Annotated in this window: 14 protein-coding genes and 1 pseudogene; 7 read left to right on the top strand and 8 right to left on the bottom strand. The window is 64.9% G+C overall.

What is annotated here, in order from left to right:
• Positions 1-518, bottom strand: a 518-nt coding sequence (locus tag FJZ36_06670) for a hypothetical protein (GenBank protein ID MBM3214581.1), incomplete at its 3' end; no start/stop codon positions are given.
• 284 nt (positions 519-802) lie between these two features.
• Positions 803-1,480, bottom strand: coding sequence for a hypothetical protein (locus tag FJZ36_06675; GenBank protein MBM3214582.1), 678 nt, complete (start codon positions 1,478-1,480; stop codon positions 803-805).
• A 320-nt stretch (positions 1,481-1,800) separates the two neighbouring features.
• Here FJZ36_06675 and FJZ36_06680 point away from each other — a divergent pair, with 320 nt between their 5' ends.
• Positions 1,801-2,907, top strand: coding sequence for a T9SS type A sorting domain-containing protein (locus FJZ36_06680; protein MBM3214583.1), 1,107 nt, complete (start codon positions 1,801-1,803; stop codon positions 2,905-2,907).
• A gap of 88 nt (positions 2,908-2,995) precedes the next feature.
• On the opposite strand, the gene FJZ36_06685 is transcribed toward FJZ36_06680, so the two are convergent.
• On the bottom strand, positions 2,996-3,985 hold the full coding sequence (locus tag FJZ36_06685) for a hypothetical protein (protein MBM3214584.1): 990 nt from the start codon (positions 3,983-3,985) through the stop codon (positions 2,996-2,998).
• A gap of 119 nt (positions 3,986-4,104) precedes the next feature.
• Here FJZ36_06685 and FJZ36_06690 point away from each other — a divergent pair, with 119 nt between their 5' ends.
• Genes FJZ36_06690 through FJZ36_06715 form a run of 6 tightly spaced genes read left to right on the top strand, consistent with a single transcriptional unit; the run spans position 4,105 to position 10,727 of the window.
• Positions 4,105-5,127: a hydroxyacid dehydrogenase gene (locus tag FJZ36_06690; protein MBM3214585.1), complete on the top strand. Its 1,023-nt coding sequence runs from the start codon at positions 4,105-4,107 to the stop codon at positions 5,125-5,127.
• The gene (locus FJZ36_06695; protein ID MBM3214586.1) at positions 5,124-5,840 is read left to right on the top strand and encodes a glycerophosphodiester phosphodiesterase; all 717 of its coding nucleotides are present in this window, start codon (positions 5,124-5,126) and stop codon (positions 5,838-5,840) included. The genes FJZ36_06690 and FJZ36_06695 overlap by 4 nt, the downstream gene beginning before the upstream one ends.
• A 9-nt stretch (positions 5,841-5,849) precedes the next feature.
• Positions 5,850-6,686, top strand: coding sequence for a sugar phosphate isomerase/epimerase (locus tag FJZ36_06700; GenBank protein ID MBM3214587.1), 837 nt, complete (start codon positions 5,850-5,852; stop codon positions 6,684-6,686).
• A gap of 11 nt (positions 6,687-6,697) precedes the next feature.
• A complete protein-coding gene (locus FJZ36_06705) occupies positions 6,698-7,924 on the top strand; it encodes a DegT/DnrJ/EryC1/StrS family aminotransferase (protein MBM3214588.1) in 1,227 nt (408 codons plus the stop codon).
• 45 nt (positions 7,925-7,969) lie between these two features.
• On the top strand, positions 7,970-9,961 hold the full coding sequence (locus FJZ36_06710; GenBank protein MBM3214589.1) for a hypothetical protein: 1,992 nt from the start codon (positions 7,970-7,972) through the stop codon (positions 9,959-9,961).
• Positions 9,962-9,992: 31 nt separating this feature from the next.
• Entirely contained in the window at positions 9,993-10,727 is a 735-nt protein-coding gene (locus tag FJZ36_06715) for a LamG domain-containing protein (protein ID MBM3214590.1), read from the top strand.
• Positions 10,728-10,759: 32 nt separating this feature from the next.
• Here the strand turns inward: FJZ36_06715 and FJZ36_06720 are convergent, their stop codons facing one another.
• The 5 genes and pseudogenes from FJZ36_06720 to FJZ36_06740 all read right to left on the bottom strand — a co-directional run bounded on the left by FJZ36_06720 (position 10,760) and on the right by FJZ36_06740 (position 16,779).
• Positions 10,760-12,943: a hypothetical protein gene (locus tag FJZ36_06720; GenBank protein MBM3214591.1), complete on the bottom strand. Its 2,184-nt coding sequence runs from the start codon at positions 12,941-12,943 to the stop codon at positions 10,760-10,762.
• Positions 12,936-13,346 (bottom strand): hypothetical protein, encoded by a 411-nt coding sequence (locus FJZ36_06725; protein MBM3214592.1) that lies wholly within the window; start codon positions 13,344-13,346, stop codon positions 12,936-12,938. The genes FJZ36_06720 and FJZ36_06725 overlap by 8 nt, the downstream gene beginning before the upstream one ends.
• Positions 13,347-13,833: 487 nt before the next feature.
• Positions 13,834-14,028 (bottom strand): annotated as a pseudogene (locus FJZ36_06730) (SMP-30/gluconolactonase/LRE family protein).
• Positions 14,029-14,419: 391 nt separating this feature from the next.
• Positions 14,420-15,805 (bottom strand): class I SAM-dependent rRNA methyltransferase, encoded by a 1,386-nt coding sequence (locus tag FJZ36_06735; protein ID MBM3214593.1) that lies wholly within the window; start codon positions 15,803-15,805, stop codon positions 14,420-14,422.
• Entirely contained in the window at positions 15,637-16,779 is a 1,143-nt protein-coding gene (locus tag FJZ36_06740) for an ABC transporter permease (GenBank protein MBM3214594.1), read from the bottom strand. The genes FJZ36_06735 and FJZ36_06740 overlap by 169 nt, the downstream gene beginning before the upstream one ends.

Genomic DNA, 16,779 nt, shown 5'->3' on the forward strand with positions numbered 1-16,779 from the left:
TCGTCCATGAGCAGCCTCGACCGCATCACGATGACGGCGTCCATCGTCTGCATCTCGGCGAGGCGCTGGATCGCCCTGCACTGCACCCAGATGTTCTCTTGCGGATCCATGCTGTACGACGTGATCACGTGAACCGTGCTGAAGTCGAGCAGAGAGAAGCGCATCTCCACCGGCAGGGCTCGGACGATCTTCCCGAGCGCATTGAACGCGGCGAGACGGCTCTGCCAGCGAGTCGATTCGCGAACCGCTTCCAGCAGAAACGGCTCTACCTTGACCGTCGCTAGGAGCTCCCGCGCATTGGCTTCGCCGTTCTCAAAGTCCAGCGCGACGGTCATCAGCACGCTCGCGGTGAAGCTCCCGACGGTCCCGATGGCGAACGTCTCCAGCATCTCCTCGCGCAACAGTCGCCGCTTGTACCGCTCCGTCACCGTGTCGAGACCCATGGAGCGCCGGAACGCCCTCACGTCCCGTTTGTGCTCGCGCTTGTCCGGCGACAGGATCTGGAGGAACTCGCCCATGAAGCGCTCTTTCCCCCCGAGTCGAGACCAGGGCGAGGCACTCCATGAGCGTGCCGTACTGCGCCGCCAGCTTCTGCCTCCGCTCGTGGGAGCGATGCGCGATCTGTATGCACTGGTAGACCACCGACAGGCGGTCGGAATCGCCCTCATCGAGCGACGTGATCTGGAAGTGATACTCCGGCTCGCGCGCCAGTTCCGCCATCAGTTGTTCGACGTACTGTGCAGCAGCAGTCGTTCTACGTCCGTGAACGCGAGTTCGAGCAGAATCAGCAGTTCGTCTCGCGTCATGCGCCGTCTCCCTCGCTCGCGGTCCGCCCGGAGCCGATAGGCGACCACTGGAACCGCGCCTTCTCGTCAGCGAACTCCATCTCCGACGGCGAGAAGGTTCCGTAGTCGCGGTCGGGCGTCAGCATGGTGGACAGCGACAGCACGACCGTGCTGCGATCTCGGTTCGTCATCGCCGCTGGTCGCCGATGTCGTGATCCCGAGCAGCGGGGCGAACGTCGGCGTCGGAGCGAGCGATAGAGAGCGCCGCGCTTCCTCCGCGCCGAACAGCGGCGTTCCAAGCGCTGGACCGCCACTCCATCGACGACCGCCGGTAGCCCCTGCCGCCCAGCGCACGTGTCCGGTGCGCCAGCGCCATCGAACAGTCGACGAACCCGGACGTTCACCACGCCAGCGGGATCAGCGGAGCTCACGGGACGCACCACGATGCGGAAGTGCGCGGGCGCATACGCCCTGAGCCGCACAGCCCTATCCGGCGAGGTGACGAAGTAGCGCCGCCGGAGGGGGCTCGGCGCGATCACCGCACCCGCGTCTTCTGAACGCCATGAGGAGCCCGCGAGATCGCACACGACGCGCAGCAGGACGATTCCATCCGGCAAGCTGGCGCGAAGCCGCGTTCGGACGACGTGCGAACCCGCCGCGACGGGAACGCCCGACGACGAGTCGGACGAAAGCAATCCTCCCGCCGCCGTGACGCCGTAGCGTCTCGGCGTCTACACGCGGAGCGCGAACGTCCGCTTCCATGTGGCGCGGAAGTCCTTCTCCAACCAGCCTCCTTCTGCCGCTTCGTCAGGTCACGGAGCTGTACGGCAGCCATCTCGTGGCTGATTCGCTCGTGGACGAGGTCTCGGAAGACCGTCTCCGCCTTCTTGCTCCGACGGCGGCTGTCGAACGTGTCCAGGATCTGCTCTGTCTACTCGGAGAGAACGGACGCGGGACCCGATGCGCTGGAACCTTCCGGAGCCACTGACCGCTAGCGACCCGCGGCGTCGTGACGATGTACGGGTGGAACCCGTCGCTGGCTGTCCCGAACTGGGAACTAGTGACGCTCACCTCTCCCGATCCGCTGCCGTTTGTTTCGAAGGGCTACTTCACCTTCCGCGATCCTGTTGCCGGACCATTGGCGACGACGTTCTCCGTGTACACCAGCCACGCGGCGGAGCGGTCCGTGGAAGTGATGCTGTATCCGGGGTGGAATCTTGTCGGCGTCACGCTCGGCGGCCTGACCGCTGCGGCTTACACCACGACGCCCAACACCATCTTCGGCTACGACGGCGCGGACTACTTCGTGGCAAAGGCTGGGGCAGCGAATCTTGTGCCATTCAGGGGCTACTGGGTCTACAACGAGCTGACGACGCCTCGGACGGTGACGATCAGTCAGGCGCCGACGGCTCCTGCCATCGTCCAGCGTCCGGCTCCGTCTCCGGACTGGGTCGCGCCGCTGACGATCTCGCTGGACAGCGGGGCGCTCAAGGCGGTCGAGCTCGGAAGGAGCCTGAAGGCGCAGGTGGGCTTCGACGCCTACGACGTGGGTCTGCCTCCGGCTCCTCCGATCCGCAGCTACTCCGAGTTCTTCGTCCAGACCGACGACCCCATCGAGCGGATGACGCGGAACGTCCTTCCGTCGAGTCAGCGCGAAGCCACGTGGGAGCTCTCAGCGAACCTTGCGGAAGCGGGCACGCTCCGCTGGACGGCGCAGACGCTTCCGGCTGGCTACCGGATCGTCGTCGAATCAGGCGATGAGCGTTGCGACCTGAGCCGCGACGGCTCGATGCGTCTCGACGCGGGTAGGCACACCTTCACGCCGCCGTCGCGGAGCCGCCTGATGGCGAACTACCCCAACCCCTTCAACCCGGAGACGTGGATTCCCTTCGAGCTCAAGGAAAGCTCCGTCGTCACGGTGAACATCTACGACGTGTCGGGAGCTCTGGTCCGCAAGCTCGATCTGGGCTATCGCGAGGCGGGCTACTACACGTCGCGGACTGGTGCGACGTACTGGGACGGTCGGAACGAGCTCGGGGAGCGCGTCGCTAGCGGGGTCTACTTCTACGAGCTCCGCGCGGGCTCCTTCCGCGGGACGCGCCGGATGGTCATCTACAAGTAGCCCACGTCGAGGGTCAATCCCGCAGATAGGGGCGACTCGTCGAGTCGCCCCTATCGTTTCGGCTCAGCAGCGCTCACGCATTCCAGCGTTACGACGGACTCCTCACCCACTCCCGCACCTGCTGTACGCGGGCGTCAAACCACGAAAGGTCGTCCCCGAACAGACGCGCCCAGGACAGCGTGCGCTCAGGGAATCCATCGACGAAGTGGAGCTGGAGCCACAGGCTGACGCCACGCCAAAGAGCGAGATGGAGCCATGCTGGAAGCGACTCGCGCTCGCCTTCCGTCAGCGGATTGCCCCGCGTGTACGCCCGAAGAATCTCCTCGGTCTCTTGCGCCGACATGGGCCCGCCCCGGTAGACCGACGCGTAGAACAGCAGCGTGTAAGTGAGGTCGGCGATCCGCGTCCCGATGTGGGCTCCATCGAGGTCGAGCAGCGCTCGGGCTCTACCGTGGCGGAACCGCAGGTTCTGCGCCCGAAAGTCGCCGTGCACCACGCATGTCGGAAGCTCGGCGCTCGGCGGATGCGCCATGTGGAGGGTTTGTTCGAGCCGATCGAGCCATCGCGTCGGACATGGCGAATCGACGAGCAGTTCCGCCCGGCGGAGAATCTCGCCGCGCCACAGCTCGGAAATGCCGCCCTTCGGTCGCGGAAACAGCGGATCGTCATACTGGGCGACCGCGCGGTGGAACTCCGCCATGTACGCGCCGGCCTCCGTGAACGCATTGGGATGGTTCGCGTTGAACTCGTCGCCGTCGATCCAGTCGAACAGCAGATAGATTCGCCCGTCGTCCATCAAAGCCGATCGCGTGCCGTAGACGGTCGGGACGACGCGCAGCTCGGACACTCCCGCCTCGCACAGACGCTCGATCAGCCGCACGCGGGCGAGGATATCGGTTCCTGCGACGTCCTCAGGAACGCGCTTCAGAACCGCGATTGCGGGCGTCTGACCGTCCCGAAACTCGACGCGCCATGTCTCCCCCATGGCGTGCGCACCGATCGGCAGCACTCGCGCGGACCGGCGCTCCCACATGGCTGCGAGCGCGGACGTCAGTTCCTGGGTGGGTGTGTTGTTCATTCGTGCGTCACCTGTGTGCTGCCGGCATGCTGGTGCGTTCCCTGTTGCGCGACGGGGTCACGCTGGTAAGATAGCCCCGTGGCGCTCCGCCGCTCCTTCGCCGCCGAGTGGAGTTACGCATGGAACGCACCGTCCCACGCATTCTGTACGTCTGCACGCCGAGCCACACGCGCAAGGTCTTCCGACCTGAGGACTACACACGCCTCCAGACCCACTTCGATGTGCACGCCAATTCGTCGGAACGGAACTACACGTCCGAGCAGTTGGCGAACGAGATCGCCGGGTACGATGCGCTCCTGACGGGCTGGGGAGCCCCCCGGATCACCCAAGATGCGATGGCGCGCGCAGACCGGCTGCGTTTGATCGCCCATTCTGCGGGATCGGTGCGCGGCATGCTCAACGACGTCGCCGACTCGATCATGGCTCGCGACATCGCCGTGTTCAGCGCCAACCGCGCTATCGCGTACAACGTGTCCGAGGCGACCGTTGGCTACATGATTATGGCGAGCCGCCGCTGGTTCGACCACATGAGCACCATCCGTAGCGGAGGATGGAGCAAATCGGAGGTTCCAAGCAACGGTCAGTACCTGCGGGGCAGCACGGTCGGCATCGTCTCGGCGAGCACCGTCGCTCGCGAGCTGATCGAACTGCTTCGCCCATTCGGCGTGGAGATCATCCTGTACGACCCGCTGTTGAGCGAGTACGATGCGGGGGTCCTCGGCGTCGAGCTCGTGCAGGTGCTGGAGGACCTCTTCGCGCGTGCCGACTTCCTGACGGTTCACGCGCCGTCGATCCCGGAGACGGACCGCATGGTCGGGGCGCGCGAGCTTGCGCACCTTCGCGACGGAGCCGTATTCGTCAACACGTCGCGCGGGTCGGTCGTGGACCACGAGGCTCTCTACCACGTCGCCCGATCCGGGCGCATCCAGGTCGTGCTCGACGTGACGACGCCAGAGCCTCTGCCGCCCGACCATCCGCTGCGCTCGCTGACGAATGTGTTCATCACGCCGCACGTCTCCGGAGCGGGATACTACGGTTACTTCAAGATCGGGGAGCTCACAACGGCGGCGATCGAGAACTACTTCGCAGGCAAGCCCTTCGAGGGTCGAGTCGACATGTCACGGTGGGCGATGTTGGCATGACGATCACGCGGAAGCAGCCCGCCGCAGGCTACCTCAAGATCGCGCATCGCGGAGCCTCTGCGCACGAACCCGAGAACACGCTGAGAGCGTTCCGAAGGGCGTTAGAACTGGGCGCCGACGCCATCGAACTCGACGTCCATGTGTCGAAGGACGGCGAGCTCGTCGTCATCCACGACGCCTATGTCGACAAGACGACAGACGGAACCGGAGCCGTCGCCGAGATGGCGAGCAACGAGCTCCGTCGACTCGACGCTGGCGAGGGCGAACCGATCCCAACGCTTGCCGAGGTCATCGACGGGTTCGCCCGCGAAGCCGTGCTGTGCATCGAGCTCAAGGGCGAGGGATCCGCCATCCCAACGGCGGATCTGGTGCGCGGCAAGAGGTGCGTGGATCGCGTCATTCTCTGCTCGTTCGATGCTGCCAAGGTGCGACGCGTCAAGGAACACGCGCCGGAGATCGAGACGTCGGTCTTGACGGGAAGCTGGGAAGAGGATTTCCTGCTGTTGGCGCGGGAGGCGAAGGCGGACTGCATCCACTTCTGCTGGGAGCGGCATCCGCAGCCGCACACGCTCCTGACCGACGACGTGATGCGTCGCGCCCACGAGGCAGGGCTCGAAGTCGTCCTCTGGCACGAGGAACGTCCCGACGAGATCCGCGAACTGATCCGCAAGCCAATCTACGGCATCTGCAGCAACAACCCCGAACTGCTCTAGGAGAACGCGATGAAACCTGAGAAGCCCATGGAGATCGGCATCATGCTCGGCGTCGGCGACGACCCGGCTGAGAGTCTGGAAAAGGTCAAAGCGGTCGGCGTGACGAACGCGCAAATGGGCTGCCCGCCCGAGGAGTACCTCGGCGGAACGCGCTTCGAGGAACTGCGCGACGCGATCCGGGAGTCCGGCATCACGATCACGACCGTGTTCTGCGGATTCGCCGGCGAGAGCTACGCGGACATCCCGACCGTCCAGAGGACTGTCGGCTACGTGCCGGCTGATACGCGCGAAGAACGCGTTCAGAAGACGTTCGCCGTGTCCGAGTTCGCCAAGGGGCTCGGTGTCGACGCCGTTGCGGCGCACATCGGCTTCGTGCCTGAAGACACAAAGGACCCCGCCTACAAGGAGATCCTCGCGACGATCCAGCGCATCGCCGACTACTGCGCGGTGAACGGGCAAGTGTTCTCGCTCGAAACCGGACAGGAGCCAGCTGAGACGCTCCTCGGATTCCTCAAGGACCTCAAGCGCGCCAACGTGCGCGTCAACTTCGATCCGGCGAACATGATCCTCTACGGCTGCGGGGAGCCTATCGAGGCTCTGGGAGTCCTCAAGGACTACATCGCAAGCGTCCATGCCAAGGACGGCAAATGGTCGGACAAGCCCGGCGTGACATGGGGCGTGGAAACGCCGCTGGGCGAAGGCGACGTCGGGATGGATCGCTTCGTCGCCAAGCTCAAGGAGATCGGCTACGACGGCTACATCACCATTGAGCGGGAGATATCCGGCGACAAGCAGATCGAGGACATCCGAGGCGGGGTCGCGTTGCTGCGGTCGCTCGTCGGATAGGGGGACGCGGGATGTCTGAAGCGCTCGCCATCGCCGGGGGAACGCCGATTCGGACGACTCCGTTCCCGCCGCGCCGTCCCTTCGGAGCGCGCGAGGAGGAGCTCGTCCTCGAGGCGATCCGCAGCCAGAACCTGTTCGGAAAGTCGGGCAACTTTGTGCCGCGTCTGGAGACGGAGTTCGCCCAGTTCATGGGGTCCGGCTACGCGCAGACCTGTACGAGCGGCACGGCGGCGATCCACATCGCCGTCGGAGCGGTGAACCCCGACCCTGGCGACGAGATCATCACGGCTCCCATCACCGACCCCGGCAGCGTCATGCCGATCCTCCAGCAGAACGCGATCCCTGTGTTCGCCGACGTCGATCCGATCACGATGAACATGACGCCGGAGTCCATCGAGGCGAACATCACGGATCGGACGCGGGCGATCATCCTCGTCCACCTCTTCGGCCGCCCGTGCGAGATCGAGAAGGTCGTCGAGATAGCCCGACGCCACAACGTGACACTCATCGAGGACTGCAGCCAGACGCATGCGACGCGCTACAAGGGCAAATACGTCGGCACGTTCGGCGACATCGGCTGCTTCAGCCTCCAGCAGTCGAAGCACATGACCACCGGCGACGGCGGCATCTGCAGCACCGACGACCAAGCCACCTACTACCGGATGAAGCTCTTCTCTGACAAAGGCTGGGACTACCGCTACATGGGCGAACGGGATCACGCCTTCCTCGCCCCGAACTACCGTATGAACGAGCTCACGGCGGCTGTCGCCGTCGCGCAGTTGGCGCGCGTCCGGCAGGTCGTCGAGAAGCGCCACCGGCTGGGCAGGATACTCTCTGAGCTCATCGCCGATGCGCCGGGCATCACGGTGTTGCCCATCTCCGATGACTACGAGGTTTCGTGGTGGAACTACGTGTTCCACATCACGGGCCACGACCCGGGCAGGTTCTGCGAAGCAGTCCGCGCCGAGGGCGTTCCCGTCGGCCCGCACTACATCGGCGACCCGATCTACCTGCGCGGCGACTTCCTCGCCAAGAAGATCACCTACGGCAAGAGCCAGTGCCCGTTCTCGTGCCACGTGACCAGCCGCAACTACGAGTACACGCGCGACCTGGTGCCGGGAGCCGTCCAGGCGCTGAAGACCGTCGCCATCTTCGGCTTGCACGAGGACATGTCGGAGGGCGACATCGAGGATGTCGGCGCGGCGATCCAAAAAGTCGCGCGGAATCTAGCCACTTGAGCGGAGCCCACTGCTCCGAGTCGTCCCCAACGAGAGGAGCGCGTCATGCTCCCCTTCGCCGCGTTCGCCGTTGCGGCGGCAGCGCCGACAACAGTCCGCATCGAGATCGATCCGTCCGAACGCAAGCCCGCCATCTCCCGCAACCTGTTCGGGAAGTTCACCGAACACCTCGGCAGGAACGTCTACCAGGGGATGTGGGCGCAGATCGTCGTCAACCCGGAGTTCGTCCCTTCGAGCCGGTGGCAGAACGCCGAGAACCTGAACCGACGGCTCGAAGCCGCGTCGAGCCAGTTCGGTCTGGCAGGACTCGCGGAATCCGCTCAGCGCGGCGTCGCGGCGTTCTGGTTAGCGGACGGCGACGTCACGTGCCGTCACGCGCGCGACGGTGTCCAGGACATCCAGCAAGTGCGCGTCGGACCCGGCGACGGCAGGCTCTCCACGGGCATCTGGGCTCCGCTGCACCGCGTGCGCATGTTCGACCTGACGCTTGTCGCCAGAGCATCGTCCGCGACCACAGCAGTCGTGCGCGTGCTCCGCACCACGGGCGAGACGGTCGCCGAGACGACTGTTGACATCGATCGCGAGTGGGGATCGGCGACAGCGCGCCTGACGGTCGCAGGCGACTTCGAGCCAGGCGACCCGACGGTTCTCGCCATCGAGCTCGCCGGAACGGCGACCTTCGAGCTCCGACGCATCGTCCTCTTCCCGACGGACCACATCGAAGGATGGGAGCCCGAAGTCGTCGCCATGATGCGCGACGCGAAGCTCCCGATGCTCCGCTTCCCGGGCGGCAACTTCGTCAGCGGGTACCACTGGGAGGACGGCGTTGGCGATCTGGATGCGCGTCCTTCGCTGGCGAATCCCGCGTGGCACGAAGTCGAGTTCAACCACGTCGGGACGGATGAGTGGCTCCGTCTGTGCGAGTTGGTCGGTTGCGAGCCCCTTATCTGCAACAACGCAGGCAACGGAACGCCCGACGAAGCCCGGCGTTGGGTCGAATACTGCAACGGCAGCACGGAAACGCCGATGGGCAGCCTCCGCGCCAGGAACGGACACGCCGAGCCCTACAACGTGCGCTACTGGGAGATCGGCAACGAGCTCTATGGCGGCTGGCAGATCGGGCACACGAACGCCGAGGGCTACGCGGAGCGCTACCTGCGGTTCCGCGATGCGATGCTCGCCGCCGATCCCGACATCCTCATCGTCGCCAACGGAGATACCCAAGCGTGGAACCGGACGCTCGTCGAACGAGCCGGTTCGACCGTGCGATCCATCTCGGTGCACTCGCTGCCGGGCAGCCACATCCCGGCGGACGCCGATCCGCGCGCGGTGTTCCTGGAGTTCATGGCGCACGCCGAGGGCTACGCGGACTACCTCCACTCGCTCGCCAAGCCGATGGTCGATGCCGGACTGGAGCCCGTCCTCGCCGTGACGGAGCTCCAGGTGTTCACGAATAAGCCGACGCTACCGAACAACGCCTCGCTGACGGATGCGCTTTGGACGGCTGGCATCCTTCACGCGTGCATCCGCAGCGGCATCGTCGAACTCGTGACGCATTCGGCGATGCTGAACCACGGCGGCGGGCTCCGCAAGGAACGCAGTATCGTCTATACGACGCCCGTGTGGTGGACGACGCGCCTATACGGCGCGCAGGCGGGAACCGTGCCGCTGGGCGTCCGGGTCGAGTGCGACATGTTCACCAACGACGGGCAATGGCTGGGGAAGCGCGAGAACGTGCCCTATCTCGACGTGATGGCGCTCGCGGACGAGGAGGGCGACTCGTACTCGCTCTTCGTCGTGAACCGACATCCCGTTTCCGCGATCCGAGCGCTCGTGACGGTCGCAGGAGCCGATGTCGAGCCGGTGGTCGACGTCACCCGACTCACGGGCGACGGCTACATGGCGACGAACCGATGGAACGAGACACAGAACGTCGTCGTTGCCGACACACAAGCATCGTTCGAGGACGGGACACTCGACCACGTGTTCCCGCCCTGTTCGCTGACGCGGCTGACGCTGCGCGTCGGGTCGCGCTGACACGCAGACACATCGGAAGGAGAGAACCGGCATGTCACGGACGAAGTTGATCGGGTGTCTCGCGGCGCTAGGGCTTCTCGTCGCGCCCATCGCGCGGGGAGAGCTCGTCGCGATGTGGCTCTTGGACGAAGGGAAGGGTCAGGACGCCAAGGACGGCACGGGCAATGGCTTCGACGGCGTCATCGAAGGCAAGGCGGACTGGACGGACGGCAAGTTCGGGAAAGGGCTCGCGTTCTCCGGCGGCAGAGCGAACGTGAAGCACTCCGACAAGCTGAGCCTGATGCAGTGGTCGATGTCCGTCTGGGTCAAGATCAAGGGCGCGACGGGAACCTACCAGATGGTCATGGGCAAGGAGGGCTGGCCCAACCGCAACTACTCGATGTGGGTTCTGCCGACGATCATGACGTTCGGCTACACATCCGGCGCGAACGATGTCCAGACACAGGGCGGCGATGTCGTCGATGACAAGTGGCATCACCTCGTCGGGACGTACGACCAGAAGAACCTGACCGCGTATATCGACGGCGTCATGACGAAGCAGGTCCCGGCGGCAGGCAAGCCGAACACGTGCGACTGCCCGTTCTTCATCGGTTCGCAGCCCCCGGGCGGCGGAGGTCCCACGATGGGATCGCTCGACGAAGCCGCCGTCTACAGCCACGCGCTGACCGAGAAGGAGGTCCTCGCAGCCATGAGCGGTCAGAAGACGCTCGCCGTGCGTCCCACTGGGAAACTCGCCGCGCTGTGGGGCCGGATGAAGGCGCAGTGATCCGCGTACAACGCGGCAATGTCACCATGGCTCTAGACGCTGCTCAGATCGTGGCTTGATACGAGCACGATGGTTTCCGTCGCCACTCCAGGCGGATCCGTGGAGAGGCGGCTCACGCGTACGGTATACGTCTTTCCTGGATCGACGGCGAAGTACAGCTTCTTGACCGAGTTCTTGCCATGTGATGTATCGCCTGCGACGGTGGTGCCGCCGTCGACCACCTCGAGGTTCACATGGCTGAAGGGCACGACAACTGGGGTCGGTTCCTCGTCCTCGACGTGCCGCATCCAGCAGACCGTCACGGTGGCTTGCGCGGGTGACACGATGTTCTGGAGATCAAAGGTGCGCGCATCGCTTTCCGCCAAATCGAACTGCCGGATGTATGTCGATGATGCCTGCGCGGTCTCAACCGCTCGCAGAGCGTTCACTTCTCCCCAACCCCACTGAGGACTCCACGGTCCAAGCCGCCGCAATCCCAGTCCGAACTGTGTCGGATGGAGAGCACGCGATCTCGGCGGATCGACGGAATGGACGATGATGGCTTTGGTGACTAACCCGGACGCAGCAGGCAACGCACGCTTGACGAGGGCGGCCGTTGCCGCGACATGAGGAGTCGCGATGCTGGTCCCTGTGCCGACGGCCTCGGACGTCCAGTCGTTGACAAGGGTCGTGCCGGAGTTCTCGCTGAACACACGAGCCGTCGTGATGTTCCACCCGGGCGCACTGAGATCGGGCTTCCTGAAACTGCCGTCGTCGGGCCCGGAAACGCCGTCGTGCCACGTGTCGTCGCCTACGGCCACTGTTCCATGGTCGTCGAACGTATTGACGGTGATGCAGTTGTAGGCGCCGCCCGGAGATCGGACTGGCGCATTCGTGTTGTTGCCTGCGCCTTGAGCCCACACGACGTCCGGGCTCTGGGTCAGACGCCAGTCCAACCATTTCTCGTACACAGTGTCGCCTGTTGCAGGGACGAGCGTTTCCCCTTGGCTGTTGTTCACAACCTTCGACTGGATTTCCGGCTCCGTGATCGCCCATCGCGCGGCGTCCCGTGTCCAACGTATGTCGCCCAGGCCGTATCTGTTGGCGCATTTGGCATTGACCAGGGTGCAGTTGGGCGCGATCGCGACGTACAGTGGGTGGGAGTTCCTGATGACGCCAGCCACAGCCGTACCATGGTTGAAGGCATCCCAGTAGCCGTTCTCCGGGGGTACCATGAAACCAGGATCAACGAAGACGGCTCTCAATCCCAGGTCGATCGGCGCCATCTGCGGATGGGGTTGAGCCTCGCTGGCATGGATCCCGGTGTCCAACACGGCGACGCGAACGCCGTCGCCCTTGTTCGGCGGAACCATGGCGTGCACCGCCTGGGCGCCGATGACGACGCTGCTCACGTTCAGAAACGTGCTCGTGACAACCGACAGCCGGACGTACCCGACTTCAGAGATCGACGCGATGGTATAAAGGCCCGTCACAGTCCTCGCGGCGACGGAGACGTGAACCTCACCAACAATGTGCTCACTGCGCGGGTACACGTGGACGGTGACGCCGTCAATCCGCCTGAGCTGCTCAATGACACGCTCCCAGATGGGATCCGTCAGTTCCATCCACCGCCGCTGCTGCCTATCGCGTACCTCCCGGTCAATACGCACCCGCTCGGATGCCAACCTCTGGCTCTCGGCGAAAAGACGAGCGTATTCCATCCTTTCGGGTGACCCGGGCGGCGTGTTGAACGGGGCGCCGGGAACGGCTTGGAGCTCCTTCATCCGGGCACGGATCGGGGCGCTCTGCTTCTCGAGCTCCTCCCACTCGGGCGGGTACTCGCGAGGCACGGAGCTGTAGTCGAACGCCAGCAGGATATCGACTCCTCGGAGATCACCGGGATGCTCCTGGAACCACTGCAGCGCTTCGGGATCGATCTTGCGGGCGATCTTGGCTGGCATTGGCCGCTCGGCTGTGGGAACCCCGCCCAGCGCAGTCGGAAGGCAGGCACAGCCGGTCACAAGCGTGACGCCGGCGAGAAGGCTAGCTGCCAACACGGCCGCCGTGACCGTGTGGCCAGCCCTACACCGGAGGCGTGTTGCTGTCGGACGAGGCGCATCGCGCGGCGTCCCGTCGCCGCAGGCGGCCTGCCTTGCCGCTGTCGCCATGTCACTCGCCCTGAGCCGCGGGCAATGCCTCCCGAGAGGGGCCGCCACGGCTACGCGCCTGCTACTCATGGTCGGTTTCCCGCTTCCGCACGACCGTCAGGCTGACGTACCGCACATCAAGTGACGAAGCGATGGCATCCAGGTGCGCGGCGCTGGATACCACGAGCGAGTACGGTACCGGACCGTACACCCGGACCCCATCGTACCGCAGAAGCTGTCGCTCGATCTCTGCCCACGCCTGGCTTCTGAGCTCGCTGAGGTTCTGCCTCTGTCGTACCTGCGATTCGTCCAGCGCACGATAGAGGAGGGCGATTGCGCCTTCAAGCTCGACTTCCAGTGCGTGATAGGCTCTGCGCACCTCGATGTCTGGATGCTGGTAGGGCTGCCCGACAGCCCCCCTGAATGCTCGCATCCGACCCGACAGCGCGCGGCATTCCAGTTCGGCCTGCCGGTACGCCGGGGAGTACACCATAGGCGCTGTGTCCGGGTCATGGAACAGGCGAACAGTAACGGGGTGGCTCTCCCCTGGATGCTCCCTAAACCAGTTTGCCGCGCGTTGGTCAATCTTGGCGACGATCTCTGCTCGTGTGAGCGCGGATTGTTCGACGGTCGTACTTCGGAGACATGCACACGCAGGCAGAAGCAGCACGAAACCGATTACAGCAGCCCCGTTCAGCATCCGAATGCCCATATCGGCCTCCACGAAGCCGTGGACTGGCTGTCAAGGCTGTCTTAGGGGCTACCAGCCCGGCGGCGTGCATCGGCGGGACGGCAGCGCCCGAAATGGGTCGGGAACGCCCAGCTGTCGGCCGTCGGCTGGACCAAGCCCCTGTCAGCGTGTTCGCTGCCCACGAGTGCCACGGCCTGGAAACGGAAGCACAACGCGTGCCAAGCGCAGCAGTCGATGGGATCCCAGCGTCGCTCGTCGCTGCAGGAATCCAACTCGGATGGGGCGACGCTCAGGGAGCCGTAGCCCCCTGCGTCTCGACATACACGGCGTATAGCGACTGGCTCGCCGCTATGAAGAGCCGGTTCCGCTTGACGCCACCGAAGCAGAGGTTAGCGCATGCCTCGGGCAGGTGGATTCTGCCGATGAGCGTGCCGTCGGGCGCGAAGATGTGGACGCCGTCGTAGCCCTCGCCCACCCATCCGGCGGCGCGCTGCACGCCAACAGCGTCAACTCCGCTTCGGCGCGTCCGTCCAACTTCCGCGCCGCCCCGGGCGAGGCGAGTCATACAGGGCCGCGTCCAAGCCCTCCGTCGCATACGTCTTGGTCGTGTTGATTTGGTCGTGTTGATCACCGTCTGTTCGCTGACACGGAACGTTTCGGCGATCTCACGGTTCATGCGCCCTTCCGACGCCTGCAAGAACGTGTGAGCGCGACGAATCACCTGCGCCGATTCCCGTCCCTGCTTGGTCAGCGACTCCAGCCGTTGCCGTTCTGCCTGATCGAGCGATACCACGCAGGTGCGATGTCGTCCGATGGATCGTCCTCCTCGACAGAGGAACGACAGCGATAAGCCTATCTATTACAGTCACTGACCACTAGGGAGCCTGGATGATGAAGCCCTTGAGGTACTCGGACTCGGGGAAGGTCATCAGAATCGGATGGTCGGGTGGCTGGGTCAGCTTCTCGAGGAGAACCGTGTCGCGCCCGCAGTCCATCGCTGCTGCCGCCACCACCTGTCGGAAAAGCTGGGGCGTCACCATGCCGGAGCACGAGAACGTTGCGAGGATTCCGCCGGGCTCCAGCAGCTTCATTCCGAGCAGGCTCAGGTCCTTGTACCCTCGGCATGCGCCCTCGACATGGGCTCGCGTGCTCGCGAACTTCGGCGGGTCGATGACGATCATTCCGAACCGGCGCCCCTCGTCGCGGTAGTCCCGCAGCACCTTGAAGGCGTTGCCTTCGAGCGATTCCCATCGACCGTCCACGGCGTTGTCGCGAGCCATGCGTTCCCCGACGGCGAGGGCTTCCGCCGACGTGTCCACGTTCGTCACGTGGGACGCCCCGGCTCGCAGCGCGGCGATGCCGAACGAACCCGTGTAGGAGAACAGGTTCAGCACGTCGCGCCCGGACGCATACTCGGCAACGCGCTCGCGGTTCACCCGCTGATCGAGGTAGAAGCCGGTCTTCTGCCCGGAGCCGATGTCGGCGACGAAGGCGCACTCGCCTTCCATGAAGGTGACGGGACCGTCTGCCGGGCTCCCGACGAGTGTGCTCGACACGGGCTCCAGCCCTTCTCGCTCGCGCGTGTCGTCGGTGCTTCGTTCGCTGATACGACCGGGACTCAGCTCGTGGACAAGCGCTTCGACGATCTCCGAGCGACGGCGCTCCATGAAGGGCGTCAGGATCGACATCACCAGCGAACCGGCATAGTCGTCGACGACCAGCCCGGGGAGCCCGTCCGACTCGCCGAACACGAGCCGACACGCGCCGCCCTCGGCCAGGTAGCCCATGTCGCGTCGGTGCTGGATCGATGCCGTGATCCGCGCTGCAAGCCAACCATCGTCGATGGGTTCGGCTCTCGACCAGGAGAGCACGCGGGCGGTCAGGTTCGCATCCGGGTTCACCGACGCGTACGCGAGCCATTCGCTGTTGTCCGCGACGACGTTCACGACATCGCCCGGGGCGGCAGTTCCTTCGATTCGCATGACGCCGCCGCTGAACACCCACGGGTGACGATGCCGTACCGGCTTGTCGCGGTCGCGCTTGAGTCGCAGCGTTGCGGTCGCCAAGGATGCGCTCCTCCGGTTCTGGCTCGTCAACCGAGACGCTTCTGCAATCGCATCACGGACACGCCGAGTATCGAGACGCCCAGCGCGGCGAGGGGAAGCACCTGCTGCCACAGGTCCACCAGCCCCAAGCCCTTGAGCATGATACCCCGGATGACGACGAGGAAGTATCGAAGCGGGATGAGATAGGTCGCCCATTGGATGACCGTCGGCATGTTTTCGATCGGGAAGACGAACCCGGACAGCAGGAACCAGGGCGTCAGCAGGAAGTTCGCGGCGAGGCTCGCCTGTCCCTGCGTGTTCGCGACCGTCGAGATGAGCAAGCCGGTTCCCAACGTGCTCAACAGGAACACGAACGCGAGGGCATACAGCAGAACGACACTGCCTCGGAACGGCACGCCGAACCAGAACGTTCCGACGGTCAGGATCAGGAAAACATCGATGTAGCCGATGATCATGAAGGGCACGAGCTTGCCGACGATGAACTGCGTCCGCGAGATCGGCGAGACGATCAACTGCTCCATCGTGCCGCGTTCGCGCTCTCGAACGACCGCCTGCGCCGTCAGCACCGTCGTCACGAGGCTTAGGATCGTGCAGATGATGCCGGGCACGACGAAGTTCACGTTGTCGAGGTCTTCGTTGTACCAGGCGCGAGCCCGCAGGTCGATTGCCGGAAGCTGGAGCCGGGTTCCCCGCAGCCATTCCGCCGCGACTTCCGCCGAGTGCTCGCGGGCGATGCTGACGGCGTAACCTAGGGCGATTGCCGTCGTGTTCGAGTCGCTGCCGTCGAGGATCATCTGGACGGACGCGCTCTCGCGCCGCTTCGCAGCGCGGGCGAACCCGCGCGGGACGCGGATGGCGATCTCGGCTTTGCCCGACTGGATCAGTTCCTCGAGTTCGCGCTCCGAGTCGGCGAAGTAGAGCAGGCTGAAGTAGCCGGAACTGCCGAATCGTCCGACGAACGCCCGGCTTTGCGCGGTGCGATCCTCGTCCATGATCGCGGTCGGGATGTGACGGATGTTCGTCGCGACCGCGTAGCCGAACAGCGCGAGCTGCACGAGCGGGGCGACGAAGATGAGCGGGAACATGGACGGATCGCGGCGAGCCTGGATCAGCTCCTTGACGACGATGCTCCACACGCCCCGAAGGAACCGATGCACCGACGCGACCAT

This window comes from Candidatus Poribacteria bacterium, from assembly GCA_016866785.1.
Classification (GTDB): Bacteria; Poribacteria; WGA-4E.